Annotated in this window: 23 protein-coding genes, 1 tRNA gene and 4 pseudogenes; 14 read left to right on the top strand and 14 right to left on the bottom strand. The window is 63.7% G+C overall.

What is annotated here, in order from left to right; all coding sequences use genetic code 11:
- Positions 1–16 precede the first annotated feature (16 nt).
- Complete coding sequence (locus ADT71_RS17290; RefSeq protein ID WP_054438825.1) at positions 17–223, bottom strand: hypothetical protein; 207 nt, start codon at positions 221–223, stop codon at positions 17–19.
- Between the two features lie 279 nt (positions 224–502).
- Between ADT71_RS17290 and modA the strand changes: the two genes are divergently transcribed.
- From modA to ADT71_RS35830, 8 genes and pseudogenes are all read left to right on the top strand, one after another.
- Entirely contained in the window at positions 503–1,273 is a 771-nt protein-coding gene (gene modA, locus ADT71_RS17295) for a molybdate ABC transporter substrate-binding protein (RefSeq protein WP_054438787.1), read from the top strand.
- Positions 1,274–1,289: 16 nt separating this feature from the next.
- On the top strand, positions 1,290–1,991 hold the full coding sequence (gene modB / locus ADT71_RS17300) for a molybdate ABC transporter permease subunit (protein ID WP_054438788.1): 702 nt from the start codon (positions 1,290–1,292) through the stop codon (positions 1,989–1,991).
- Positions 1,981–2,616 (top strand): molybdenum ABC transporter ATP-binding protein, encoded by a 636-nt coding sequence (locus tag ADT71_RS17305; protein ID WP_054438790.1) that lies wholly within the window; start codon positions 1,981–1,983, stop codon positions 2,614–2,616. The genes modB and ADT71_RS17305 overlap by 11 nt, the downstream gene beginning before the upstream one ends.
- Positions 2,617–2,733: 117 nt before the next feature.
- A complete protein-coding gene (locus ADT71_RS17310) occupies positions 2,734–3,738 on the top strand; it encodes a sugar phosphate isomerase/epimerase (RefSeq protein ID WP_054438792.1) in 1,005 nt (334 codons plus the stop codon).
- Positions 3,738–3,863: pseudogene (locus ADT71_RS35075) on the top strand (DUF6379 domain-containing protein); the annotation flags it as partial. The gene ADT71_RS17310 and the pseudogene ADT71_RS35075, both read left to right, overlap by 1 nt.
- Before the next feature lie 86 nt (positions 3,864–3,949).
- Positions 3,950–4,129, top strand: coding sequence for a DUF6379 domain-containing protein (locus ADT71_RS35080; RefSeq protein ID WP_255351664.1), 180 nt, complete (start codon positions 3,950–3,952; stop codon positions 4,127–4,129).
- On the top strand, positions 4,129–4,878 hold the full coding sequence (locus tag ADT71_RS35825) for a family 43 glycosylhydrolase (protein ID WP_369818294.1): 750 nt from the start codon (positions 4,129–4,131) through the stop codon (positions 4,876–4,878). Before ADT71_RS35080 ends, ADT71_RS35825 begins: the two co-directional genes overlap by 1 nt.
- On the top strand, positions 4,872–5,732 hold the full coding sequence (locus ADT71_RS35830) for a family 43 glycosylhydrolase (protein WP_369818295.1): 861 nt from the start codon (positions 4,872–4,874) through the stop codon (positions 5,730–5,732). Before ADT71_RS35825 ends, ADT71_RS35830 begins: the two co-directional genes overlap by 7 nt.
- Before the next feature lie 61 nt (positions 5,733–5,793).
- Here the strand turns inward: ADT71_RS35830 and ADT71_RS17325 are convergent, their stop codons facing one another.
- The 4 genes and pseudogenes from ADT71_RS17325 to ADT71_RS17340 all read right to left on the bottom strand — a co-directional run bounded on the left by ADT71_RS17325 (position 5,794) and on the right by ADT71_RS17340 (position 9,936).
- Positions 5,794–7,218 carry an MFS transporter gene (locus ADT71_RS17325; RefSeq protein ID WP_231635978.1) on the bottom strand — a complete coding sequence of 475 codons (1,425 nt, stop codon included), beginning with the start codon at positions 7,216–7,218 and terminating at the stop codon, positions 5,794–5,796.
- A 5-nt stretch (positions 7,219–7,223) separates the two neighbouring features.
- Positions 7,224–8,917 (bottom strand): annotated as a pseudogene (locus tag ADT71_RS17330) (GMC oxidoreductase).
- 1 nt (position 8,918) lies between these two features.
- Entirely contained in the window at positions 8,919–9,551 is a 633-nt protein-coding gene (locus ADT71_RS17335; protein ID WP_054438793.1) for a gluconate 2-dehydrogenase subunit 3 family protein, read from the bottom strand.
- Between the two features lie 100 nt (positions 9,552–9,651).
- Positions 9,652–9,936, bottom strand: a complete 285-nt coding sequence (locus ADT71_RS17340; RefSeq protein ID WP_054438795.1) for a Gfo/Idh/MocA family oxidoreductase — start codon at positions 9,934–9,936, stop codon at positions 9,652–9,654.
- A gap of 153 nt (positions 9,937–10,089) precedes the next feature.
- Here ADT71_RS17340 and ADT71_RS33930 point away from each other — a divergent pair, with 153 nt between their 5' ends.
- Together ADT71_RS33930 and ADT71_RS33935 are read left to right on the top strand one after the other, a co-directional pair.
- Positions 10,090–10,764 carry an MFS transporter gene (locus tag ADT71_RS33930; protein WP_231635976.1) on the top strand — a complete coding sequence of 225 codons (675 nt, stop codon included), beginning with the start codon at positions 10,090–10,092 and terminating at the stop codon, positions 10,762–10,764.
- 47 nt (positions 10,765–10,811) lie between these two features.
- The gene (locus tag ADT71_RS33935; protein ID WP_231635979.1) at positions 10,812–11,300 is read left to right on the top strand and encodes an MFS transporter; all 489 of its coding nucleotides are present in this window, start codon (positions 10,812–10,814) and stop codon (positions 11,298–11,300) included.
- A 74-nt stretch (positions 11,301–11,374) separates the two neighbouring features.
- Here ADT71_RS33935 and ADT71_RS17350 read toward each other — a convergent pair whose 3' ends face one another.
- Genes ADT71_RS17350 through ADT71_RS17360 form a run of 3 tightly spaced genes read right to left on the bottom strand, consistent with a single transcriptional unit; the run spans position 11,375 to position 15,508 of the window.
- Positions 11,375–13,756 (bottom strand): glycoside hydrolase family 3 protein, encoded by a 2,382-nt coding sequence (locus tag ADT71_RS17350; RefSeq protein ID WP_054438797.1) that lies wholly within the window; start codon positions 13,754–13,756, stop codon positions 11,375–11,377.
- Positions 13,753–14,340, bottom strand: a complete 588-nt coding sequence (locus tag ADT71_RS17355) for an NADPH-dependent FMN reductase (protein ID WP_054438799.1) — start codon at positions 14,338–14,340, stop codon at positions 13,753–13,755. Before ADT71_RS17355 ends, ADT71_RS17350 begins: the two co-directional genes overlap by 4 nt.
- A gap of 55 nt (positions 14,341–14,395) precedes the next feature.
- Entirely contained in the window at positions 14,396–15,508 is a 1,113-nt protein-coding gene (locus tag ADT71_RS17360) for an LLM class flavin-dependent oxidoreductase (protein WP_054438801.1), read from the bottom strand.
- A gap of 110 nt (positions 15,509–15,618) precedes the next feature.
- Here ADT71_RS17360 and ADT71_RS17365 point away from each other — a divergent pair, with 110 nt between their 5' ends.
- Positions 15,619–16,308: a TetR/AcrR family transcriptional regulator gene (locus tag ADT71_RS17365; RefSeq protein ID WP_054438803.1), complete on the top strand. Its 690-nt coding sequence runs from the start codon at positions 15,619–15,621 to the stop codon at positions 16,306–16,308.
- A 141-nt stretch (positions 16,309–16,449) separates the two neighbouring features.
- On the opposite strand, the gene ADT71_RS17370 is transcribed toward ADT71_RS17365, so the two are convergent.
- Positions 16,450–18,654: a TonB-dependent receptor gene (locus ADT71_RS17370; RefSeq protein ID WP_054438805.1), complete on the bottom strand. Its 2,205-nt coding sequence runs from the start codon at positions 18,652–18,654 to the stop codon at positions 16,450–16,452.
- 193 nt (positions 18,655–18,847) lie between these two features.
- Complete coding sequence (locus ADT71_RS17375; protein ID WP_054438807.1) at positions 18,848–19,333, bottom strand: hypothetical protein; 486 nt, start codon at positions 19,331–19,333, stop codon at positions 18,848–18,850.
- A gap of 174 nt (positions 19,334–19,507) precedes the next feature.
- Here ADT71_RS17375 and ADT71_RS17380 point away from each other — a divergent pair.
- A pseudogene (locus ADT71_RS17380) lies at positions 19,508–19,986 on the top strand (peroxiredoxin).
- A 158-nt stretch (positions 19,987–20,144) separates the two neighbouring features.
- Positions 20,145–20,824 (top strand): annotated as a pseudogene (locus ADT71_RS17385) (SDR family NAD(P)-dependent oxidoreductase).
- Positions 20,825–20,860: 36 nt separating this feature from the next.
- Here the strand turns inward: ADT71_RS17385 and ADT71_RS17390 are convergent.
- The 3 genes from ADT71_RS17390 to ADT71_RS17400 all read right to left on the bottom strand — a co-directional run bounded on the left by ADT71_RS17390 (position 20,861) and on the right by ADT71_RS17400 (position 24,572).
- The gene (locus tag ADT71_RS17390) at positions 20,861–22,309 is read right to left on the bottom strand and encodes a hypothetical protein (RefSeq protein WP_054438809.1); all 1,449 of its coding nucleotides are present in this window, start codon (positions 22,307–22,309) and stop codon (positions 20,861–20,863) included.
- Between the two features lie 122 nt (positions 22,310–22,431).
- On the bottom strand, positions 22,432–23,040 hold the full coding sequence (folE, locus tag ADT71_RS17395) for a GTP cyclohydrolase I FolE (protein WP_054438811.1): 609 nt from the start codon (positions 23,038–23,040) through the stop codon (positions 22,432–22,434).
- Positions 23,037–24,572, bottom strand: a complete 1,536-nt coding sequence (locus ADT71_RS17400) for a phospholipase D-like domain-containing protein (protein WP_054438813.1) — start codon at positions 24,570–24,572, stop codon at positions 23,037–23,039. Before ADT71_RS17400 ends, folE begins: the two co-directional genes overlap by 4 nt.
- 388 nt (positions 24,573–24,960) lie before the next feature.
- Here ADT71_RS17400 and ADT71_RS17405 point away from each other — a divergent pair, with 388 nt between their 5' ends.
- Complete coding sequence (locus ADT71_RS17405; protein WP_054438829.1) at positions 24,961–25,563, top strand: hypothetical protein; 603 nt, start codon at positions 24,961–24,963, stop codon at positions 25,561–25,563.
- A 189-nt stretch (positions 25,564–25,752) separates the two neighbouring features.
- Here the strand turns inward: ADT71_RS17405 and ADT71_RS17410 are convergent.
- A tRNA-Arg gene (locus ADT71_RS17410) sits at positions 25,753–25,829 on the bottom strand.
- Positions 25,830–25,909 lie beyond the last annotated feature (80 nt).

Consider the following 25,909-nt stretch of genomic DNA (forward strand, 5'->3'; position numbering starts at 1 on the left):
CGGGCCGCTTTCGCGCTCAGGTAAGCAGGAAGTAACCGAGCCCGAGCCAGCAACAGGCGCAAAGGCCCACCGCGATCAACAACCCGCGAGCGTCATGGACCTGATCCCGCGATCCTGCGTCCTGCCCGGCATAGACCAATCCCGAACTGATCCCCATCTGCATGCCAGCAAGCTGGTCCGGACGGCGTTCGAAACGGATAATTCCTTCTTCAGCGACCTTCATCAAGTCATCCCCACAAGACATCCCAACCAGCACGCGGCGGTTTCCCCGCCGGTTCCATGCCCGTCCGTCTTTTGGCGTGACGGCCTGGAACTGTTCGCGCATCGACGATGCTAACACCTTCCCCTGAGCTTGCACAGAGTACTCCCGCATAGACCGCTTGGAAAAGATGTTCCGATTCAGACCAGCCCTCCGCATGAATTTCCAAGCCATCATTGCCTTGCAAACACGACCTCAGGCCATATACGAACGAATACAGCCAAACCTGGAGATCATTCGAAGATGCGCCGGCTTCTCGCCATTCTGATCTCGCTTTTTGCGGCCTTCACGGCACTGTCGCCTTCGGCCATGGCGCAGCAGTCAGGTCCGCTCGTACTTGCTGCGGCCAGTCTCCAGGAATCGATGAACGCCGCCGCGGATGCCTGGGTCGCCAAAGGCCATTCCCGACCGAAAATCTCCTTCGCGGGATCTTCCGCCCTTGCCCGCCAGATCGAGGCCGGCGCCCCTGCCGACCTGTTCATCTCCGCGGACGAGCCCTGGATGGACGAAGTGCAGTCCAAGGGTCTTCTGCGCCCGAAGACCCGCGTATCGTTTCTCACCAACAACCTGGTGCTGATCGCCCCCGCCGCAAAGCCTGTGCGCATCAAGATCCGTCCCGGCTTTCCGCTGGCCGCCGCGCTCGGCTCCGGCCGACTGGCCGTAGCGGACCCGAATGCGGTCCCCGCAGGACTTTACGCCCGACAGGCACTGACCCGGCTCAAGGTCTGGCCCTCGGTCCAGAACAGGCTCGCGCCGGCCGAAAACGTTCGCGCCGCCCTCGCGCTGGTCAGCCGGGGTGCCGCGCCGCTCGGCATAGTCTACAGCACTGATGCGAAAGCCGAACCCGGCGTGCGGGTCGCCGATACGTTCCCCCCATCCTCGCACGATCCGATCAGCTACCCGGTCGCGGTTCTCGCCTCATCCCGCCACCGCGATGCCGAGGCATTTCGCCGGTTCCTGATCTCCGCCGAAGGCAAGGCCGTGTTCCGCCGCTTCGGCTTCGGCACGCGCTGACGCACCTTTTCCGCTCGTGACGCTGCTCACTCCCGACGAATGGCAAGTCCTGATCCTGTCGCTAAAGGTGAGCGGAGTTGCCATGGTGGCCGCGCTACCTGTTGCCTTCGCCCTGGCATGGATACTGGCACGCTGGCGCTTTCCGGGCAAAGTGCTGATCGACGCACTGGTTCACCTGCCCCTGGTCTTGCCCCCTGTCGTCACTGGCTGGTTGCTGCTGATCGCGTTCGGCACCAACGGACCGCTGGGCCGCTTTTTCGCCGAATGGCTGGGCCTCACCTTCATCTTCCGCTGGACCGGCGCCGCGCTCGCCGCTGCCGTCATGGCTCTCCCCCTGATGGTTCGTGCGATGCGGCTTTCTATCGAAGCCGTGGATCGCCGCCTTGAAGACGCAGCCCGGACGCTCGGTGCAGGGCGCTGGCATACGTTCCGAACGATCACCCTCCCGCTGGCAATGCCGGGCGTTCTGGCCGGCCTGGTGCTGGGCCTTGCCCGCTCCATCGGCGAATTCGGCGCAACGATCACTTTCGCCTCCAACATTCCCGGCGAGACGCAGACCCTCCCGCTCGCGATCTATAGCGCGCTGCAGATGCCCGGTGCGGAGTGGCAGGTCACGCGGCTTGCCGTGCTGTCCATCCTCGTCTCCGTTATCGCCCTCGTGGCGTCCGAGTGGCTGGCGCGGCGCAGCGGTCAGGGGCGTGCCCATCATGCCCTTTGATATCGACATCTCGCTCCGCCGCGGAACGGAACGTTTCGATTATGCCTTCCGCACGGAAAAAGGCGGGCTGACGGCACTGTTCGGGCCGTCAGGCGCAGGCAAGACATCCCTGCTCGATGCGATTTCCGGCCTTGCCCGGCCTGTCCAGGGCCGCATCCATGTCGAAGACACCGTGCTGTTCGACAGCACGAAGCGGATAGATCTCAGGCCCGAACAGCGCCGCTGCGGCTACGTGTTCCAGGACCTGCGGCTCTTTTCCCATCGGTCCGTACGCGACAACCTGCTCTACGGGTGGCGCCTTGCACCTGCTGGCCAACGCTGGATGGATCTGGAAACCGCGCTGGGCTTTCTCGGAATCGGCCATCTGCTGGAGCGCATGCCCGCGACGCTTTCGGGCGGGGAAGCCCAGCGCGTGGCAATCGGCCGCGCCCTGCTTTCCGGTCCGCGGTTCCTTCTGATGGACGAGCCTCTCGCCTCGGTTGACGCCGAAAGGCGTGAGGAAATCCTGACCGTGATCGAGCGCATACGCGACGAACTGGCGCTGCCGATCCTTTATGTCAGCCATGACCGTGCCGAAGTGGACCGACTTGCCGACCGCGTCATCGCCATCGAACGGCGCGGCTGACGGACTTTCAAAAATTGCGACCCCGCCAGATTGACAGCCCCCTGCGTTTCGCACAAACAGGAATAGTAATTCTAATACTATGAGGCGCTGCACGGGCACGCCCGGGAGAAGGGGTTGATGGCGAAGATAGAACGGGGCGTGAGCCTTTACAGCTTCCAGGAAGAAATGTTCCTGGGGCAGATGTCGGTTGAGGACTGCATTGCCTTTGGCGCCTCAATCGGCGCGAAAGGGATCGAGATCCTGCCCGAACAGAACATGCCGCGTTTCCCCCACATCGACGATGCGGAAGTGGCGCGCTGGCAGGACATGCTGGCCCGCCACGGCGCGCATTTCACTTGTTACGACATGTTCCTCGACACCAAGCTGCGCAAGGGCGAGACCCTCTCGGACGAAGAGCAGGTCGAAAGCATCCGGCGCGACCTCGTGCTCTGCAACCGGCTCGGCATCCGCAACATGCGTGTGCTTGTCTTCGTGCGCCCGGACATCCTCGAAAAATGCGTGCCCCATGCGGAGGAACTGGATGTCCACATGGGCGTGGAAGTCCATGCACCGTGGCATCTCGAACATGCATGGATCCTCCGCACCATCGACGTGGCGGACCGGATCGGCACGAAGCATCTAGGCATCCTGCCCGACATGGGCATCTTCATGAAACACTACCCGCCGGAATTCCGCGCCCGCTTCGAACGGCAGGGTGCGCGGCCGGAAGTGGCGCAGTTCATCGTCGACCAGCACGAACATAAGATCATGTGCGAATACACGATCTACGAAGTCGCGGTGAAGATGGGCGGCAACAAGGCCGAGATCGCCATGGCCGAGACACTGCGTCACGCGCCTTACGCCAACCCCAAACGGATCGGCGATTATGCACCGTACTTCCGCCATATCCAGGCCAAGTTCTACGGCATGGCACAAGACTGCACGGACCCCACTATCGCCTACGACGAAGTGATACCCGAACTGGTGAAATGCGGCTGGGAAGGCACGCTTTCGAGCGAATACGAAGGCAATCGCTGGATCCAGGACGTCTCGCCGGTCGACAGCCGCGAGCAGGTCCGCCGCCAGCATGTGATGTTCGAGCGCCTGATAGCCAAGGCCGAAGCGGAACTGGAGACCGCCTGATGTTCGACAAGTATCTTATCGACGCCGCTTCGCTGCGCAACACCGGCCCGGCCGATGCGCCCACGGGGTTCTCCTTCGAGGCCAAGCTCGGCTATTATCGCGGCCTTGGCCTCTCGATGATCGAGAAGCTGGACGTGTCCATCGACGGGGCCTCACTCCCCCGCGCGGCGGTTCGCATCGATGAAGGCGAAGGCGCATCACGCTGGACGAGATGGAAACCGCTTACGACCGGCGATGGCCCTTCGGGACAGCCGCGACGATCCTTGTCGATCATCCGGGCGGGTTCCCCGATGGCGAGCACGAACTCGCTCTGCTCCAGCAACTCCGTGTTTCCTACCTGCCTTTCCCGTCGATCAACACCGATGCCAAGCGCGTCACGCTCGAGGCATGATGAACCGGCGTAACGCGCTGCATTTAGGCGCGGTGGCAGGGCTGGTGACGGGCCTTCCCGCACCGGCGCTCGCCGCCGCCGGGAAGCCTCCCGCAAGGAACGGGATCGAGGGCCAGCGCCGGGCCGATCGCGGGGATGACACCTACCTCAATCCGATACTCGCCGGCGACTATCCCGATCCGACCGTCCTCAAGGATGGCGAAGACTACTATCTCACACATTCCTCTTTCGAAGCCGCGCCCGGACTGCTGATCTGGCATTCGCGCGATCTCGTGAACTGGACGCCGATAGCTTCCGCGTTGGAAAAACCGCTGGGCACGGTCTTCGCGGTCGATCTCGTGAAGCATGAAGGGCGATATTACATCTACATTCCGTTCATGGCGGCGCCGTGGTCGGAAGGGCTCAAAAGCTTCGCCAACATCTGTGTCATCCACGCGGACGATATTCGTGGACCGTGGAGCGAGCCGGTCGACCTCGGCATCGGCGGCCTGATCGACCCCGGCCATGTCGTGGGTGAAAACGGCAAACGCTATCTCTTTCTGTCCGGTGTCAACCGCGTGCGCCTAACCGACGACGGCCTCGCCACGGACGGTCCGGTGGAGAAAGTCTATGACGGGTGGAAATATCCTGACGACTGGGTGACCGAAGCCTACTCGCTGGAAGGCCCCAAGTTGTTCCGGCGCGGCGACTGGTTCTATCTCGTGACGGCGGTGGGCGGCACCGCCGGGCCGCCCACGGCCACATGGTGACGGTGGCCCGTTCGCGCTCGGTTCACGGGCCTTGGGAGGACTGCCCTCACAATCCCGTAATCCGCACCTGGAACCCCGCGGACAGATGGCTGTCCCGCGGTCACGCCACCTTCGTGGAAGGTCCTGCGGGAGATTGGTGGGCCGTCTATCACGGATATGAGAACGGCTTCTACACGCTCGGTCGGCAGACCCTGCTCGAACCGATCCGGTGGGACAAGCAGGGCTGGCCTCACGCGATGGGCGCCGACCTTGCACGCCCGCTCGCCAAGCCTTCCGGGGGCGAGGCGGGGCCGCACGGCATGGCGTGGTCGGACGATTTCTCAGGCCCGTCTCTCGGCTCGCGCTGGCGTTTCTACAACCAGGCCCCGGGCGCTGGTGCACGGGCAACCGTCGGCGGCAATGCGCTGACACTTGCAGCGAAAGGCACCGGACCGCAGGACTGCTCTCCGCTGACCCACCTTGTCGGCGATCACGCCTACGAGTGCTCAGTCTCTGTAGAGCTGACGGACGGTGCGTCTGCAGGGTTGCTCCTGTTCTTCAACGACCGGCTGTTCCTCGGCATGGCTTACGATGGCGAGCGCATGGTAAGCTATCGTGGCGGCAAGGCGAGTTACTGGCAGGAGCCGGTGGAGAAAGGCAGCAGGATCGACTTGCGGATCGTCAACGATCGGCAAATCGTCTCCATGTATCACCGCACGCCAGGTGGTGAGTGGGTTCGCCACGCCGTTCGCAGCGAAGTCTCCGGCTACCACGCCAATACCATGGACGACCTGGCAAGCCTGCGCCCGGCGATCTTCGCCAGCGGCAAGGGTTCAGCACATTTCAGGGACTATCGTTACAAGGCGCTGGCCTGATCGGCTACGAGGGGGAGGCCGGCCTAGCCGCCCTCCCCCTCGCTATGGAATACAATTCCAGTCACGCGTCATGTTCGGGGAACAACGGCGCCGGAAGCCCTAACGCCAGAACCAGGCATATCAGCATCAGACCTTCGATGGCGGCGATCGCAGGCAGGACCGCGCCGACCTCTCCTGTCGGCGCACCGGCGAAGAAGGCCGTACCGACTATGGCGATGCCCAGCGCCATGCCGAGTTCCTGCACCGTCTTGATGAGACCGCTTGCCGTGCCCGCATGGCTCCGGTCGACGCGCGCGAGGACCACCGGCGTCAGCGGGCCGCTGGTCATGCCCATGCCGGTCCCGGCAAGAGCAAGACATGGCAGTGCCCACCACAACGACACGTCCGTCTCGATCCACGCCAGAGTGCCTCCGGCAAACAATGCCATCAGCGTGATCCCGCCTACCAGCACCCATTTGCCGTGGCTCGTCACGAGCTTGCGGCCGAGAAAGGCAATACCGAGCATGACCCCGGCGCTGAACGGGATGTGCAGCAGGCCGGTTTCCAGTGGAGAGAAACCGAGCAATTTCTGCGCCCCGAATGCGAAGACGAACAGGAAGCCGCCCGTCGCCGCGCCGAATGCCAGCGCGATCGCAAGGCCAAGCGCGAACTGCCTTTGATGGAAGAGTTCAGGCGCATAAAGCGTCGCGGCCCCGACTTTTGCGCGTCTCTCGGTCCGCCGCCAGACCAGCGCCAGCATGATCGGAGCCGCGAAGAGCAAGGCGAGATGCCAGGGTTGCCAGCCAAGGTCATGCCCCCGCACAAGCGGATAGAGCATCGCAGCCATAGACGCGGCGAACAGCATGGTTCCACCACCGTCGATCCCGCGCGTCAGGGACGAACGCGCAGAAGGCAGCAACTTCCACGCGACGATCACTGCCAACACGCCGACCGGCACGTTGATGAGGAACACACTGCGCCACCCCAGGCCGAAGGGATTGGCATGGATCAGCACGCCGCCGATGATCGGCCCGCAGATGGCTGAAAGGCCGCCGATGACGCCGACCCACGCCAGCTTCGCCACGCGCTCCAGTGGCTGGAACAGGACCTGGATCAATGCCATGACCTGCGGCGCCATCATCGCCCCCGCTCCGCCTTGAAGCACGCGCGCGGCGATGAGTTGTTCAGGGCTGCGAGAGAGCCCGCAAAGCATCGAGGCAAACGTGAAGCCCGCCACGCCGCCAATGAACAGGCGATTGTAGCCGAAAGCATCCCCCAGCCGGCCGCCCAGCATCAACAGCAAGGCAAATGCCAGCGAGTAGCCCGCCGCGACCCATTGCGCCTGTGCCGCCGCCGCGCCGAAGTCCTGTTCGATCACCGGCAGCGCGGTGTTGACGATGGTGACGTCCACGATCTCAAGAACCAGCGCCACCATCAATGTCAGGTAGGCCAGCGATTTCTGTCGCTCGGTCAGGTCCATGACCTGCGCCGGAAACGGCGATGCCATGGCGGTCAAATCACGCCTTCCTTCAGCATCGAAACTGCCGTCGCGCAGGCCCGCGCAGTGAGCGCCATGTAAGTAAGCGAAGGGTTCTGGCATGCCGACGAGCTCATCTGCGCGCCATCGGTGACGAACAGGTTTGGAATGTCGTGAGCCTGGCTAAGGCGATTGAGCACCGAAGTCCCTGGGTCCCAACCCATCCGCGCGCCGCCCATTTCGTGAATGGAAGTGCCGCCATGGCCCGGCTTGTCGAAGCCCATGATGACGTGGCCGCCCGCGTCGGTCAGCATCGCGGTCGCCTCGCGATGTGCATCGGCAAGCGCCGCCATTTCCTCCTTGCCGTGCTCGAAGGCGATCTCAAGCTGGCGGACGCGCGCGGGTCGGTGCGGTTGCTCAGCGTCAGTCGATTGCTGGCGCGTGGCATCGAATCCGCGAAGACCACCAGAACCATCGTCCACGGACCGATCTGGTGCAGCTCTTCCTTGTAATCCTTGCCGATGCCGCCCATCCGCTTGCCGCGCGTCCAGGTGCCTTGCAGCGCGCCGCCCTGGAACGAATAGCCGCGCGTGAAGCCATCCCCGTCCAGCGTGTCGAGATTGCGGAAACGCGGGATGACGATGCCGGTGGGCCGGTTGCCGAAGCTGGTCCGGCCTTCGAATCCAGGCATCACCGCCATGGCCGCCATCGTATTGGCATGGTCCATGATGTGCGTGCCGAGCACCCCGCTCGAATTGGCAAGGCCGCGAGGCATCGCTTCGCTAGCCGAGTTGAGCATGAGGTGGACCGAGTTGAACGCCCCCGCGTTCAGAAACACGACGCGGGCATAGGCAACCTTGTGCTCGCCGGTCTTCGTGTCGATCCAGCGCACCCCGGTAACCCGGCCGGTCTTCGCATCGTAATCCACCTTGTGGACCTGCGCGTCGGTAACGACCTTGAGCCGCCCGGTCTTCTTCGCCGCCGGCAGTGTTGCCGATTGCGTCGAGAAGTAGGCGCCGTAGGAACAGCCGCGCGCGCAGATGCTGCGATACTGGCAGTGCGCCCGGCCCTGTTCGGGACGTGCCTCTGTAAGGTTCGCGGTGCGGCCGATTGTCATCACCCGGTCCGGATACTTCGCCCGGATCCGCTCACGGACGGCCGCCTCGACACAGTTCAATTCCATCGGCGGCAGAAAACGGCCGTCCGGAAGCTGGGCCAGCCCTTCCGCCGCGCCCGATACGCCGACGAATTCCTCTACCTTGTCGTACCACGGAGCAAGGTCGGCATAGCGGATCGGCCAGTCGGTGCCGAAACCATCCCGCTTGTTGGCGCCGAAATCATAGTCCGACCAGCGGTAGCACTGCCGCCCCCATGTCAGCGAACGCCCGCCGAGCTGGTAGGAGCGGAACCAGTCGAAGTCCTTGCCCTTCGCCTTCTGGTAGGGCTGCTCGGCATCGTTGACGAAGTGGCCTTCGGTGAACTCGTTGAAATGCCGGTTGAGCATCTGCACCGGATATTCGCGGGCATAAAGCTCGACGTCGCCCTGCCCTCGAAACGGCATTTCCCACGGGGCCTTGAGTTCGGTCTCGTAGCCCGTCTGATGCTCGATATTGCGGCCGCGCTCGACCATCAGGACGGTAAGGCCCGCCTCGGTCAGTTCCTTGGCCGCCCAGCCGCCGGTAATGCCGGAGCCAACGACAATAGCGTCGAATTGCGTGTTGTTGGTCATGTCAGCCGAAATCCACTGCGGTCCAGTCGCTGGAGAATGCGCGGTCGCCGGGCTTGAGAGGGATGTCCCACTCCCATTTTCCGGGCACCAGTTCATAACGAAGTTCCTGCGATCCGCCGGCTTCGCTGGTGTAGTAGCCGGTCAGGATCAGCCCCTTGATCGCCGTCCACGGCGATGGTGGCGCGCCTTGGGCGAAAGCCTGGGTATCGAGCGCCGTCAGTAGCCGCACACGTTCCGCCGGGTCATGTCGCAGAAAATCGCCGCCCGCCGCGCGGTCGAGCGTGTGTTCCAGCCATGGGAGATGGCGCAGCGAACCGTCGCGGCGACAGAACGGTTCAAGCGCCGCCGTCACCATGCCTGCGGCCATCGGCGTGCGCGTGCCGGAAAGACCATGGGCAAGCGCCAGCACGACGAAATCGCCGACCCCCACGTCCTTCGCCCCAGGCGTATCGGTGCGCGGGATCACGAGATCGGAAACCTCCGCGATCAGATTGCGCTGGCGGTCGCTCGGCAGTTCGCGCTCGTCGAGAGCGGTAAGCTTCACGCCCGCTGCAGGAATGCCCAGAGCCAGCGCCAGCAGCGCCGCACCCGCGGTGAATTCGCGGCGGTTCCAGCCGGAAGTGTGAGCGCTCATGCGTCGATATCCCTTTTCGGCGCATTGCCCGCATGGTCGGCTTCCTGGCCTGCGATCCGAGAGAGGCCCTTTATCGTCTTCATGATCCGTCTCATTTCGATCAGGCGGGGAGATGGTGGAAGTTCGGCGTCGTCACCGCCACGAAATCGATCCCGTCCTCACGCGCGGCTTCTTCGCGCAGCATCGTCTCGAGATCGGCATAGGCACGCGCCGGATCGATGCGATAGCTTTCTCCCGCCAACTGCGAGCGCACGGCATCGCTGCTGAAAGCGCCCGCCACCAGTTCGATCTCGCGGTCCATTTCGGCAGCGATTCGGTGGACCGGGCCAATGAACGACCCCGGCCCTCCGCCGACCATGCCCATCCGCAGGCGCGCTTTCGTCATGCTTCCTCTCGTATGATTTATAATGATGGTTCTAATTTTATATGAGGGGTCAGGTCAAGGCCTTCGATTGCATTGACCGCGGTCAGAAACGCCGATATCAAACAGGAATAGAAATTCTAATATAGCGCCGGACAGCGGCGCGGGCGGAGAGGCATGAACCCGGTTTCCCGATTCTTCAGCAAGCTCACCATGAAGCCGCAGGGCATGACGATCGTCATCGCGGCCTTCCTTCCGATCTTCGCGATCGTCTCGATGTTCCCGATCGTGGCATCGATGATCGCCCACTTCCAGACCGACCCGGACGCCGCGGCCAAAGTGCCGCTCATGGTCACCGCGCCGGGCCTCACCATCGCGATCCTCGCACCGTTCGCGGGCTGGTTCGTGGACAAGTTCGGCCGCCGCCGGCTGCTGCTGATCTGCACGTTCTTCTACGGCCTGTTCGGCACCCTGCCGTTCTTCCTCGACGACCTGAACCACATTTTCGCCAGCCGCCTGGCGCTGGGCGTTTGCGAGGCGGGCATCCTCACCATCGTCAACACCCTGCTCGGCGATTACTGGGATAACGAAAGCCGCCGAAACTGGCTGTTCCTGCAAGGGGTGATCGGGCCGTTCCTGGCTTCGGGCGTGATCCTGATGTCGGGGCTTGTCGCCTCGATGCGGTGGAACGGCGGCTTCCTCGTCTATCTGGTCGCCTTCCCGATCTATTTCGCGATGCTGGCGTTCCTCTACGAACCCAAGGGCGCGCGGCACATGATGAAACTCCGGCAGAGCCGACCGGCGAGAAGGCTCGCTTCCCGGTTGGCGCCGCCCTCGGCGTCGCCGCGCTGACGCTGTTCTCGGCCGCACAGTACTACGTCTTCATCGTCAACGGCAGCATTGCCTTCGGCGAAGTGGGCGTCACCGATCCCGCCGCCGTCGCCAAGATGAGCTTCCTTCCCAGCCTGTTCGTCATTCTCGGCGCGCTGCTGTTCCGTATCCTCTCGGGCCGATCCAACGGCGTACAGCTCGGCGCCTTCCTTGCGATTCTCGGCACCGGCCTTGCCGTGATCGGTCTTGCCCGCAACCCGGGCGAGATGATCGTCGGCCTCGCCATCCAGCAGACCGGCGCGGGCATGGCGGTGCCCTCTCTCATCGCCTGGGCCCAGACCAAGTTCCCCTTCGAGCATCGCGGCCGGGGCATGGGCATCTGGACCGGATCGTTCTTCTTCGGACAGTTCATCTCGCCTGTGCTCGTTCATCAGGCGAATGGTGCGACGGGCTCGATGCAGGGCGCGTTCCTCAGCGCGGGCGTACTCTCGCTGGCAGTCGCCCTCGCCGCGCTCGGCATGGGCATGACACGCAGGCGAACGCCGCTGATGGCGTGATCCGGCAACGCCGCGCATAAGAAAGGCCCGCCGGGAGCGATCCCGGCGGGCCTTTTCTTTGGGATTGCTGCGCTTCAGGCGAGCGCAGCAATCTCCATTTCCAAGGTCAGCCCCTCATCTTCGCAATGGCGCGCAAGACGCAGCACGAGATGGTCGGCTACGGGTTCCCAGCCCTGCTCGCCCCAACGCTGCAGCGCGCGCGGTTCGAGCGGCACGGCAATGCGGCGGCTCTCTCCCGCAGCCAGTTCGACGCGGGCGAAGCCCACCAGCGCGCACTCGGGATTATCGCGATAGACCTGCACGACATCGCTGCCGCTGCGGTCCGAGGTGTTGGTAACGGTGAGGTGCAGCACGCCTCCCTCGACCGCAGCGCTCGCCCACGCGAAGCGCGCATAGCCCATGCCCGAGCCGAACGGATGACGCGCAGCCTTTCCGCTCGCTGCGAGACCGCGATAGCCCAGCAGTGTGCCTTCCGAATAGGTCAGCGTGCCGTCACTTGCAGGCTGAAGCGCGAACGCCGGGTAGTCGCCCTCATCCGCAGCCATGGTCACCGGAAGACGGCCACCCGGCTCGCGCGTGCCGGAAAGCACGTCGGCCAGAGCGCGGGCAAAGCCTTCCCCCGGATACCAGACCGACAGCAGCGCCGCCGTCCTGTCTTCCCACGCGCTGTCAAAAGCATGGCCGACGTTGACGACCACCGCCGTGCGCGGATTGGCAGCCGTCACCGCTTCGATCAGGTGGATTTGCTCGGCAGGCAGCAGGGTGTCGGCGCGGTCCTTGCTCTCGACACTGGAGTCCGAAGTCTCTCCCACGATCAGGAAGACCGCATCCGCCGCACGCGCTGCATCGACCGCGGCCTGCAGCATTTCCTCGGCACTGCCGGGGCCGCGCAGGCCATACCACAAGCCCTGCACACGGCCCCCTGTCCACGAGAATTCGACTGCGATCGTCACTTCCTGTCCCTCCGCGAGATGGAAGCTCACATGATCGGAATCGCCGCGCTTGAGCACGCCCATCACGTCGCCCGCCGGGATCTCCCCGCCTGCACGCATGACTTCCTCACCGTCGACGAGAATGCGCGCCGCGCCGGTAGAGCCGAGGTGCAGCATATGCGCGCCGGCGCGCTTCGCGGTGTAGCGCCCGCTGGCACGCGCCGAGCCCGGTTCGGTAAAGCGCGCCTGATCGTGGACGCCGACGAACCAGACAAGCGAGTTGGTATCACGCGTCTCGCGCGTGAGCACGTCGCCCACGCAATCCGGCGCACCGAAGTATTCAAGCGTCATGCCGCTCGTGCAGCCGTCGCCGATATCGAGCGCGGGTGTCACACTCATGTTCGGCAGACGCGGTTGCGGATCGACGCCGGGTTCGAACAGGATTTCGCACGAAGCGCCGTAGGCTGCGCGCAAGGTCTCCACCGGCGTCGGCGCATCGGGCGAAATCGAAATCTTGGCGAAAGTGCCGCCCTGGAAGCATGGCGCCCAGGCATTGGGGCCGATCACCGCCAGCGTCTTCACCGTTCCGGGCACGAGCGGCAGCATATCGCCTTCGTTGCGCAGCAGGGTAAATCCGGCCGCGGCAGCCTCTACCAGCAGGGCCTCGGCTTCGGCAGCAGGTATCGGCGGCGCCTTGTCGCCGGTGATCCGGCGCGCGACCGCAGCAATGCGTGATGCAGCATCCTCCACCCGCGCCGGATCGACCGCCCCTGCCGCGACAGCCGCTTCCAGCTTGCCCCCCATGAACCGCGAAGGTCCGGGCATTTCCAGATCGAGGCCGGCATTGATCGTGCCTTCGCTGGAATGCGTGCCGAACCAATCGCTCATGATGAGGCCTTCGAAGCCCCAGTCCTGCTTGACGACTTGCGTAAGAACATGGGCCTGCTCCGAGCACCACGACCCGTTGACGCGGTTATAGGCGGCCATCAACCCGACGCAGCCCGCGTCTGCAGCATATTGGAATGGCAGCAGATAGACTTCCCGCAAGGTCCTCTCGTCCACGCGCACGTCGACTTCGTCACGCGAGGTCTCGCTATCGTTGCAGACCAGATGCTTGGCGACCGAGCCGGTGCCGGTCGATTGCAGGCCCTTCACCCATTCCGCCCCGAGCACACCGGTCAGCACCGGGTCTTCCGAGAAATACTCGAAAGCCCGGCCTGCCAGCGGACTGCGTGCGAGGTTGAGGTTGGGCGCCAGCACCGCATCCACCCCGCGCAAGACGGCCTCGCTGCCGACCAGTGCGCCGACGCGGCGGGTCAGGTCGCGATCCCAGGTCGCGCCGAGCAGGGTCGAGCATGGGCTTAACAAGGCGATGTCGCGCTCATCCACTTTGCCGCTGGCGATACCGAGCGGTCCATCGGACATGGTGAAGGCAGGAATGCCGGCATCGGGCACCGCGAAAGTGGCCCACATCGCGCCGCCCGCGGTGAGCGCGCATGCTTGTGAAAGGGTCACGTCGCTCATGCCACTGCCTCCGTCCGAAAACCCATGATCTGCTCCGCCTGCGCACGCACGGCGCGGGCGATGCCTTCATCCGCCAGCGTACCGTCGGGCGCGAAAGGCTTCTGCTCCACCGAGTTGACCGCAACGCCGACCGGTGTCGGCCAGCCGCGCATCGCGTGAACCACGTCGCGCATCGCCGAAAGCGTGGTACCGCAAGCCTGCCAACCCGCCGCTGTCACCACGAGGCCGACCGGACGCCCATCGAAATAGACCCTTGGATCGCCGCGCAAGTCTTCAAGCAGGTCGATGGCGTTCTTCACGAGGCCGGAATAGCCCCCGTGATAGCCGGGGCTGCCGATAACGATCCCATCCGCGCTGCGGACGGCCTCGACGAGCGCCTGCTCTTCGGGCGTGCGGTCCGGGCCTTCAGGGTTGAAATGCGGCAAGGCGGCAAGCGCCGCCCCATCGAACATCACGGTTTCCGCGCCCAGTGCCGCGCATTCGACAAGCACGGCACGCACGATCCGCTCACTGGACGAGGCCTGGCGGAACGTGCCGCCAAGCCCCACGACCCGCCGGGGCGCGACGGACGAAATCACGGTCATCGCATTCTCCTCAAGCGGCGCGGCCTTCTTGCGGGCCGCGCCATTCTATTTGCCATCAAGCCGGAACGGCGGCCTTGAACGCCGGCATCACCTTTTCGGCCATCAGGCGCAGGGTCTGGTCGCCATAAGCAAGGCGTTGCTCGGTCAACGGTCCCGTAGTGGTGCCGCACAGCACATTGCCGATGCCGAGTTCGGCGTAAGGCGCCAGATGCTCCGCCACCGTTTCCGGCGAGCCGTAGAGGCACCAGGTGCCGATCCAGTCGTCGGACAAAGCGTCCGGCGTGCGGTCGGTCTTCTTGTTGGCATCGTCGCTTTCGGCACGCGCATTGAACTCGGCCTCGCGCTCGATCGCGTCCTGGTAGCTGCGCAGGATCGCTTCCAGTTCCTCGCGCGCCTGGTCGTCGCTCTCTGCAACATGGACCACCTGATAGGTATGTGTCGTCCAGTCGAGCGCGGCCTTCACCACTTCGTCCGAATGCCCGGCTTCAAGCAGGAAACCCTTGTAGATATCGAACCACTTCTTGACGTGCGCGAAAGGCTCGGTGCCGCCGATCTTGGGCGGGGTGAAAGCGGGAATGAAGGCCGGCCAGCCGTTCTCGGCCGCGCGGCGCGAACTGGCCTCCTTCATCGCCACAGGCATCAACCGCGCATGGCCCGGCGTATAGGGCGAAGGCGTGATGCGCTGTAGCACGCGGCCCTTGTAAGGTCCGTTGTCGATCACCACCGCCGGATCTTCCATCTGCTTGGCCCAGAGCTGTTCTGCCAGCGCAAGGTTGTTCTCCGCGATCGCGCCCGCGTCCTTGTAGTCGACCGCAAAGCCGATCATCTCTTCCGGCGTCGTGCCTGAACCAACGCCGACCAGCAGCTTGCCGTCAGTCAACTGGTCGAGAATGTTGATCCGCTCGGCAAGGCGCACCGGGTGGTGCAACGGCACCGAGACCACGGAGAAGCCGAAATGCATCTTCGGCATCTGCGCGGCAAGGTAGCCTGCGAAAATGAAGCTGTCGCTCGCCACCGGCATGTAACCGTTGAAGTGGTGGTCCGGCAGGAAGATCGCGTCGTAATCGAGCTCGGCGGCAAGTTTTGCGTGACCCTCAAGGTCCTTCATCAGCTTCCGGTCCTGATCCGGACCAAGCGAACGGGCGTTCAGAAAAACGGAAAAGCGCATCTTCCCCTCCCTTGGGGCCATAGCCGCCGCCGCGATGGCGTGCGGTTCAGTGTGAAATAAAACTGAATTAGAATTGACGTTCTTATTTCGATAGGCTGTTTGTTGCGGTCATGTCAACAAGCGCAAAGCCCCGCCCCGGCGAAAAAAAGGCCGAAAAGAAACTGGCCGTCGATTCCGTCAGCCGAAAGCCCCAGCAGGGGCGCAGCAAGGCTTCGCTCGAAAGGATGGTCAGTGCCGCCAAGAAGCTCATGCTGGAACGCGGAAGCGAGGAATTCACGCTTCAGGAAGTCAGCCAGACCGGCAATGTCTCGATCGGCTCGATCTACCTGCGGTTCGAGAGTAAGGAGAACCTCGTCCGCGCGGTTATCGGCGATCACCTCAAACGCATGGAAGAGCGCGAGAATGAGATGATGGAGCGGGTGCGTGGAGTATCCAGCTCGCTGAAGACCGTCGTTCCCGCCTTCGTCGAAAACTACGCCGAGCTGCTGCGGGAAGAGGCCCCCCTGCTCCGCCAGAGCATGGCCCGCGCCGCCTTCGATCCACTGGTCGCCGAACCCGGCCGGCAGAGCGCCAATCGCGCCGCGGCGCTCGGCATCGGCGCCATGCTGGAATATCGCGACCAGTTCGGGGGCACCGATCAGGAGCGCAAGGCGAATGCCGCCTATCAGATCATCTTCGCCACCCTTGCCCGCCAGTTGAGCCTCGGCTCGACCGGGGAGTCCGTTCATCCTCAGGACTGGAAGGAACTGAAGATAGAACTGGGCCGGATGTGCCTGGCTTACCTCACGACTGACCTCTAGGCGCATTGCCTTCTCCAGCGCGGGAATGAAAAGAGGGGCGCAGCCAGTAGCTGCGCCCCCGATCGTTGCCCGGCGATATGGTGCCTTCGCGGACGCTTGCAGGAGGAGAAGCGCGCCCGCCCGCGGAGGATCACCGAGACATCAGAAATTCACGCTCGCCCGGACGCCGTAAGTGCGCGGCGGCTGGAACTGGTAATTGTTGGTGAACGACACGAAGTTCTGCTGCGCATAGGCCAGCACATTCTTGTCGAAGATGTTGCGTACGAAAGCCTGGATCTTCCAGCCTCCAACGTCAGGCTGGTAGGCCAGAGACGCATTCGCCATGAAGAAGTCTTCCGTAGCGACATCATCCAGATTGAAGACGGAGAAGTAATATTTCGAAGAATACTTCCCGTCGAGATGAGCCGTGACCTTTCCACCGGCGAAGAGGAAGTCCTGATCCAGTGAGCCGGTCACGGTGAACGTCGGGGCATTGGGCAGACGGTTGCCGCTGATATCCACGGGGCTGTTGTCGCCATCGTTGACCTCGATACCGTTGCCGAACTTGGTGTGCAGGTAAGTGCCGTTGACGCCGATCCGCGTGTGCTCCGCCACCAGCGCCTTCACTTCCGCCTCGGCACCGAAGATCTTGGCATTGCCGACATTGAAGATGCCGCTGCCGCCGTCGATCACGCTGGATGTCTGCGAGGCCTGATAACCGCGATAGTTCGAGTAGAAGACGTCAGCGTTGATCTGGAGCGAGTTGCCCAGGAACGAATTCTTCGTACCCAGTTCGAAGGCGTCCAGCTTTTCCGGACCGTAGGGTATCGAGGCCGCGCTGCCGTTGGAATTGAAGCCGCCCGACTTGTAGCCGCGGTCGTACTTCGCATAGATCAGCGTATCGGGGGTGGGATGGTAGTTCAGCCCTGCGTGCCAGGTCGGCTGGCTCTCGCTGAGCTTGCCTTCACCCGGCGTAACGATCGGGTCCGCAGAGATGAACGGGCTGGCCAAAGCTGCAAGATCCAGCACGGCCTGACCTGTGCGGCTCTTCTTGTCCCAAGTGTAGCGGCCGCCCACGCTCAGTTCGAGTTGATCGGTGAGGTCGAAATCGACCTGCCCGAAGACCGCCTGCGAGCGGGTCTTGATCCTGTAATCGAACTTGATGCCGTATTGATCGGGCTGCCCCAGTGCCGCCAGCGGGCCGCCGATCGCAAAGTCGCCGGTCATGTCACGGTTGTAGAGCCCGGAATCGACGGTGTTGTTCTCCTGGAACCGGAAATAGCCCGCCTGGAAGAACAGACGCGAAGCGGAGTCATTGCTGACGCGGAATTCGTGGTTCCAGGTCTTGGGGGTCTCGCTCTGACGGAACTGGCGGTTCGCCGGGTAGGATGGCCCGGTGGCATCGACCACGTTTTTCCAGTGCTGTTCGTCGTAGCCGCCCGAATAGATGAAGTTCAGGTTGCCGCTGGTGTTGTAGGCCAGTTCCCAGCGAACGCGGTCCCCTTCGAGCCGCGTGGAAATCGGCGTGGTACCCACGAAGTCTCCGATATCGTCGAGGTCAGGCTGAGGGCCGCCGAGCGTCCCCCGCAGCACGGCATCGCCATGGACCTTGCGGGAGTCGTGCTGGTAGGAAACCCATGCCGAGAAGCCACCCGACTGATAAAGCGCCTGAAGCCGACCCGATGCAAAATTCTCGTCGTCGGCATCCTTCGTCGGCGCGTCCAGCTTGCGGTAGCCGTCATGGGTCATGAAAGTGCCCGAAGCGCGGATCGCGAAGTTGTCGCTCACCGCGAGATTGGCGCCCATCTCCCCGTTGAAGGTACCGAAGTTGCCCACTTCGACCGAACTGTAGCCCCCGTTGGAGAACTGCGGCCGGTTGGTAATGATGCTGACGAGACCGCCGGTGGAGTTGCGCCCGTTGAGCGTGCCCTGCGGCCCTTTGAGCACCTCGATACGCGCGAGATCGTACATCGAGGCGTTTATCGAGAACGGTCGGTTGGTGTAGAATCCGTCGCGTGCAATCGGCACGGAAGGATCGCCGATCTCCGTCACGTCGGTGGAGGCAACGCCGCGCACTGCAACGAATGCTGCGCCCGCCGAAGGCGAGATGTTCACGCTGGGGTCGATCAGGGCGAGGTCCCGGACCGACACGACGCCGGCATCGCGCAGTGCATCGCCGGAGTAGACGTTGAGCGCGATCGGGGTGTCCTGCGCGTCGGAGGCGGTGCGGTTTGCCGTAACGATGATATCGCCCAGACCCTGGCTCTGCGCGGCCGTATCATCGCTTGCCTGAGTGGCAGTCTGCGCGTGGGCCATGACAGGAACGGCCAGCGCGGACGTCGAAAGAAGCACGAATGCCAGTCTCATCAAACTCTCCCATGTCGGCGCTACCTTCAATTCGGCGCACCTTTTATAAAACCGGAATACCTATTCTAATTATGACGCGAATCGCGCCCCGTCAAGCGGCGAGCGTCCCAATCTGCGGGACATGAGAAAAGCGGCGTGCCGCCAGAGCTATCGCCCTGGAAACACGCCGCTTTCGATATTGCTGTTTACGGCGTCAGTGCGCCGCGAACGCGGATGCCGGCTGCCTGTAGGGAAGAAGTTGCCCTGCCGCTTCCACCAGCGGCTCTCTCCCGACGGCGATGGCAAGGCCCTGAGTCACCTGTCGCAACTGCGCGCAGTTCAGCCAGGGATGGCCCGCGCCATACTGATTGACCATGACACCATACAGCCGGTCCAGCGCCCGTACACCGTTCTTCACGCCATAAAGGTGAACGTAATCAGCCCTAACGCGGCGCGCGGCGAGATCGAGATCGCCACGATGCACGCGGCTGAATGTCCGATAGTCGGCCTGAAAATCGTCGCCGGTGTTTTCACAGCGCATGGCTGTAACTTTCAGCATCGCATCGAGGCGTTGCAGGCGTTCCGCGCTGGCGTCAGCATGCAGGGCGGCGGCCGGCGGTGCCAATCCCAACGTGGCAACGCAGACGGCGGCGATCAGCGATCCGGCTCGAACCCGGCGTTTCGCAAGGCAGGTGCTCATGATGGTGCTCCTCCTCCTTGGCGGGAATTGGCTCCCGTCTCGTTAGGAAAATTCCCATAACGTAGTTAACATCACCTAAACAGACACCCCCGCCCGCGAGCCTCATTGCCGGAAGACTTTCGACGTCTATATCTGCGGTCCTTACGGTTCATTTGCATGAGAAGGATTCACACCATGACCATCGCCATTGGTGACAAGCTGCCCGACGTAAAGCTCATCAAGGCCACCGAGAGCGGCCCTGAACCGGTACAGAGCGCCGACTTCTTCGCAGGCCGGAAAGTGGCGCTGTTTTCGGTCCCCGGCGCCTTCACGCCGACCTGCTCCGCCAAGCACCTGCCCGGCTTCGTCGACAAGGCGGCCGATCTGAAGGCCAGCGGCATCGACAAATCGCCTGCACCGCCGTCAACGACGCTTTCGTCATGGGTGCGTGGGGCAAGGCTTCGGGATCGAGTGATGTGACCATGCTGTCCGACGGCAACGGCGATTTCGTGAAGGCGATCGACCTCGTCATGGATGGCACCGGCTTCGGCATGGGCCATCGCGGCAAGCGCTTCTCGATGGTCGTCAACGACGGCGTGGTCGAACAGCTCAACGTCGAGGCGCCGGGTGCGTTCGAGGTCAGCTCGGCAGACTATATGCTCGGCCAGCTCTAAGCGCCCTGCGAAAACCGGAAGAAAGGCGCCTTCCTGTGGGAAGGCCGCCTTTTTCATGTCCATTCCATCGACGGGGCGTTGGCTTGCCCTCTCCTGTCCTGATCGCCTTGCCCGGCTGCCGGGGGACGTTTAGCGTCGCCACAAAGCGAGGAGTTTTCATGGCACGTTCGGTTATCGTCACCGGTGGTTTCGGCATTCTCGGCGCCGCTGTCGCCGCCGCATTCGCGCAAGCCGGCAACAAGGTCGCCCGCATCGACTTCGCCCCTGCGGCCAGAGGGCCGCTCGCAGGCGCACTGGATGTTGGCGGCGTGGACCTGGCCGACGCCGGCGCACCGGCGAAGCGCTGGCCCAGATCGTTGCGGCGCACGGCGGGATAGACGTGCTGGTCAACGTTGCTGGCGGCTTCACCTGGGAAACGCTGGAAGGCGGATCGATCGCTGCCTGGGCGAAGATGCAGGCCATGAACCTGACAACCGCCGCCACCATCTCCCAGCTCGCACTGCCCGAACTGCGAAAGTCAGCGGCCGGCCGCATCGTCAACATCGGCGCCGGGGCCGCCCTCAAGGCCGGCGCGGGCATGGGCGCCTATGCCGCCTCCAAGTCGGGCGTCCACCGCCTGACGGAAGCGCTTGCGGAAGAGCTTACGGGCACCAGCGTCACCGTGAATGCCGTGCTGCCCAGCATCATCGACACCCCGGCCAATCGTGCTGACATGCCTGACGCCGATTACTCCACCTGGGTGCAGCCCTCGGCCATCGCCGAAGTCATCGGATTCCTTGCCTCGGATGCAGGACGCTCGATCACCGGCGCCCTGATCCCCGTCACACGGGGAGGGTGAGCCCGCAGGCTTGCCCGGCGCCGCTTTCAGGCCCGGTCAGCGCTTTTTCGGAACATAGACCTGCATTCCGTCCTGCCCCCTGAACACCCGCCGCCATTTTGGCGAGCGGGCCAGTTCACGCGCGAGCGGCGCATTGTGGTCTTCCTGAATGAGAAACGCGGCCGGATGCCATTTGGCAATGACGTCGACCAGAGGAACGTACCCGTTCTCGATGCCGCCGTTGTATTGCCACTCGTCATGGCCGTAGCGGTAGTACCGGCCGTCGTAGGCAACGCGCCAGGCCGGCCAGCCTGCATCGATGACAGGCCCACCATAAGGAAAATCGGCATAGATCGTGCCGCGCACGTCCTGCTGCTTGAGATGCGCGATCGCCTGCAGCGGCAGGTTGGGACCGAATCGGGTAGGAGCGGCAAACGGGACGACCAGCACCACCGCCAGAACGGCGGCAACGGGCAGCCAGCGCGGAACCGCTCGGACCTCATCCGGCGATGCCGTTCCTGTCGCGGTCGCCGCGCGGGCGATCACCGGCACCATCGCCAGCGCCCAGAACAGCACGAAACGATAGGCCGTCACGGTCATGACGAGAAGCGCCAGCGCCACCAGCAGTTCGCTCCAGTCGAAGCGGCGTTCTTTCTGGCGCAGCAATAGCCAACAGGTCACCAGCAAGGTCAGGAGAACCGGAATCGCATTCTCCCAGTTCGCCGATATCCATAGCGGGCGCCATTCGCTCGCACCGATGGCAAGGCTCATCTCGGCATTGGTCGCCGATATCGCCAGAATCGAGAAACCATCGGGTGTCGCGAACATCGCGGCGATCGCCGCCACGGTGAGGATGGCCGAAGCAATCGGGATACGCCGGGTCCGGCCGCGCAGCCAGGCCAGTGCGTCAACGGCGGTGTGAACGCCAAGCGCCAGCACGCCGACGCTCACCGAAGGGTGAAAGTTCTGCCAGAGCACCAGCAACGGCAGCCCCAGCCCGATCATCACCAGCGGCTTCGGCCGAAGCCGCAGCATTGCGAGCAATAGCCCAAAGCCCAGCGCGGCGAAGCTTTGCGGGCGAATGCTGGCCGTGGGCAATGCGGCCAGGAATGCAAGGACAAGCGCCAGCGCAACAGCATGAGCGGCTGCCCCTCGGCTCCGACATGCGGCGGCAACGGCCCAGAACCCGCCAAGCCAACAGAGCGCATCGAAGGCGCGAAGCGCGCCCCAGCCGCCCAGAGACCTGATGAGGGCCATGCTCGCCTGCGCCAGCCAGCCGACCGCCGGAAGCGGCTCGCCCAGATGGAGCGCGGCGAAGGGTTCCCGCGCGATCGGGCCGCCATGATCGAGGATGATCTCGCCCAGCTTGAGCTGCCAGAAGATGTCCACATCCCAGACGCTGCGCAGCAGCAGGACGAGCAGCATGGCAGCCGGGACGAGCGCGATCATCCCATGCTGCAGGCGAACCTTGCTCCGCCCTTCGATGCTTTCGATCCGACCGCTCACCTTATCCCCCGCCGCATGGCAAGCCGCTTCCTTCGCCGCAGGCCGGGGACGGTTTCAAGCCCCTTGCCTGCGGAAGCGGGGATAAGCGCGCCGGTTTCCCGGATTGGGGATGGTTTCCGCGATCAGTAGCCCATCAGGCTGAGCACTTCCTTGCGGCTGCGCTCATCGTCGAGGAATGTCCCCATCATGCGGCTGGTGATCATGCTCACGCCCGGCGTGCGCACGCCCCGCGCGGTCATGCAGGCATGGCTGGCCTCGATCACAACGGCGACGCCCTGCGGCTTGAGGTGTTCCCAGATGCACTGGGCCACTTCGGCAGTGAGGCGCTCCTGGATCTGGAGGCGCCGCGCGAATCCGTGAAGCACGCGGGCGAGCTTCGAGATGCCCACGACATGATCCTTGGGCAGATAGGCGATCGCCGCCTTGCCGATGATGGGCGCCATGTGATGTTCGCAGTGCGACTGGAACGGAATATCCTTCAGCAGCACGACTTCGTCATAGCCGCCCACTTCCTCGAACACACGGCTGAGGTGAACTGCCGGGTCTTCTCCATAGCCCTGGCAATATTCCCGCCAGGCGCGTGCCACGCGCTTCGGCGTGTCCAGCAGGCCTTCGCGCGAGGGATCGTCGCCCGCCCATTCGATGAGGGTGCGGATCGCCTGCTGCACGTGCTCGGGGACGGCGGGCTTGCCCAGCGGGTTGTCCTCGTCGGGACCGTCGAGGCTGCTCATCCCTTCTTACTCCTTCGCAATCTATCCATAAGGTGCAGCCGCATGAGCTGCCCCTTGCGGCGGAAGAGACCGCGCCGCTCGATCGGCTCGAACATCTCCCCGGGACGTTCCGGGTCGAGCAGAGCACTTTCACCGAGCGCTCTTTCAGCTTCGGTGAGATGTTTCAAGGGCAAGGGTTCCAGATGTTTGCCCAAGGGCACAAGGCTTTCGATCATGGCCGCCATCGAACCGTGGCGATCGAGCGCCTCGGCGATGGTCTCCTCGGTCACGCCGCAATGCTCGGAGAGCAGGCGATGGCGCAGGCCCGTGATGGCGGAAGACACATGGGCATTGGCGGGCCGCGCGGCATCGATGAACACGTCGCATTCCGAATCGAGGCCCATCGAGCGGTTGTTCATGTTCGCGGAACCCACCCGCAGTATCTCGTCGTCGACGATCATCAGCTTGGCATGAACGTAGATGGGCGTGCCGTCGGAGGCGACCGGATAGAATATGCGGAACCGCCCGGCATGATCGGCATTGCGCAGCGTGCGGACGAGTTCGACGCGCGCGGTATCCATCGCGATCTGCTCCAGCCAGCCGTCGGCGGTGCAGGGATTGATGATGAGAAACTCGGGCGGATCGTCCTCCAGAAGCCGCTCGCAGATGGCCTCGGCAATGGCGCGCGATGCGAAGTACTGGGTCTCGGCATAAACGAAGCGCTTCGCCCGGCGGATCTGCTCCACGAACAGCGCCTCGATCTCGCTCACTTGCGGGCAATCGCCATATTCGGCGCGGGTGCGGGCGATACCTATCTCCACGTTCTCGAATTCGGCGCGCAGTTCCTCGGGCCACGGGCTGAAATCCTGCGGCGCGCAAGGCACCAGTTCGGCGCCGCCCGCCACCTTCCAGCGTTCCCGCCCCAGATCGCCCAACGCGCCTGCCACCTCGCCTTCCATCACCATGGTAACGTCGTGCCACGGACCATAGAGCTTTCCGGTCGGCTTCCGCCGCCGCTTGTCCCTGGGCAAGTGCTCGGGCGTGTCCCAGCGGTCGGACGTCATGTCGATCCCGCCGCAGGCCGCGAAAACATCGTCCACCACCACGATCTTCTGGTGATGGCTGCATCCGATGGGATGGGCGCCGTCGAACTTGAAATCGATTCGATCGCGCAAGGCCCAGCGGATCAGGTCAACGATCATGGTGCCGCGAAACAGCGACTTCACCAGCGAGAAATTCCACTTCAGGAGCAGGATTTCCAGACGAGGATTGCTCTTCACCAGCCAGATGATGAACGACCCGAGCCGCGCCGGAAACTTCTCGTGCCGCCCTCGCTGCCACCATCGCCTTCCCGAAGAGAGCAATATGCGCGAATCGAAGTCCCAGCCGATCATGAAGATGCGCTGGCGTGCCTCCTCCATCACCCCGCGCATCAATTCGAAATAGTCCGCCGCGTCGATAACGACGTAAGCGCGCTTCGCCATGGCATAACGCCAGACCGTCGGCGACGCAGGGCCATCGCCCTCGCCTCCGTTCTCAGAATCCCGATCCATCGCTTGCCTTGCTGAACCACCCACCATCCGCGATCAAGCGTCCAGCCCACAGGATGTTCCCTGCCCCATTTGTCCGACAGATGGCACAGCCTGTCGCCCCGGGAATCTCCGTATGGCGGATTTCCGCCATTTCGCCGCGAAAATACGTCAACTGAGCGGTTGATCCGGCACAGTTCAGCCGCCATTCCGTTTCGCGGATGCAACATGCATCGTTCTCGTCCGTTCCTTCCCACGTGACAAATGCACGCGGAACGGACTTTCGGCTTCAAGCCGAAACCAACCGTCCGGGTCGTGTTTTCCGGACCACCATTCACGCTTCTGCGCTGCGACTGTGCAGAAGCCGAGCCGGGACCGTTGGGTCGGTTCCCGCATCGAGAAGGAGTACGCCATGAAGAAAACTCTCATCGCCGCCGCGATCGCCGCAGCGACCCTGTCTCCGGTCGCCGTGATGGCGCAGGGCGCGGCCGCAACCGCTGTCGCACCGACGGTGGGCGCCAAGGTCTATGGCCCCGACGGCACCGAAGTTGGCTCCGTTGAAGCGGTGCAGAGCGGTGTTGTGACCGTCAACACCGGCACTGCGCGCGCCGGCCTCCCGGTCGCTTCCTTCGCCATGCGCGAAAAGGGCCTGACGATCGGGATGAACAAGGCGCAGCTCGAAGCCGCCGTCAGCGGCGCCAAGGCCGAAAGCAGCGCCGAGCTTGCCAGCGCCTTCGTTGCCGATGCCCCGGTAAAGAGCAGCGACGGCGTCGTCCTTGGCACCATCGGCAAGGCTGAAGGCGACGACGTGTTCGTCAACCTCAGCAACGGCTCCGTGGCCCAGCTCAAGAAGTCCTACTTCGGTCTGGGCGCGGACAAGTCGCTGGCGCTGGGCATGACGGCCGCCTCCTTCAACTCGCAGCTTCAGTCCAGCTCGGGCGGTCAGCCCGGAGCCGATGCCCAGGCAGCACCCTCGGGTGCGGCAGGCGCGGCTGCGACGCCCACCGGCCAGTAACGCTTCCGCCTCGACGCGGATCAAAATAAGGGGCCGGGGACACGCCAGTGTTCCCGGCTTTTTTTCGCCGTGACGCGCCCGGAGCGCATTCTTCGGGACCGGTGCGCATGAAGCGCGAATCTCAGAGCGGCAGACGCGAAAAACCCCGCCCGAGCCAAAGCCCTGCGGGGTTTTTCGTGTGTGCTGCAATGGTGCGCCCGGAACGATTCGAACGTCCGACCCTCAGATTCGTAGTCTGATGCTCTATCCAGCTGAGCTACGGGCGCATATTGCAGTATCTATGTCTGTACCCCCATCGGCCAACGGCCTTTGAAGGAGAAATGGTGCGCCCGGAACGATTCGAACG

It is taken from the genome of Novosphingobium sp. ST904, from assembly GCF_001298105.1.
Lineage (GTDB): Bacteria > Pseudomonadota > Alphaproteobacteria > Sphingomonadales > Sphingomonadaceae > Novosphingobium.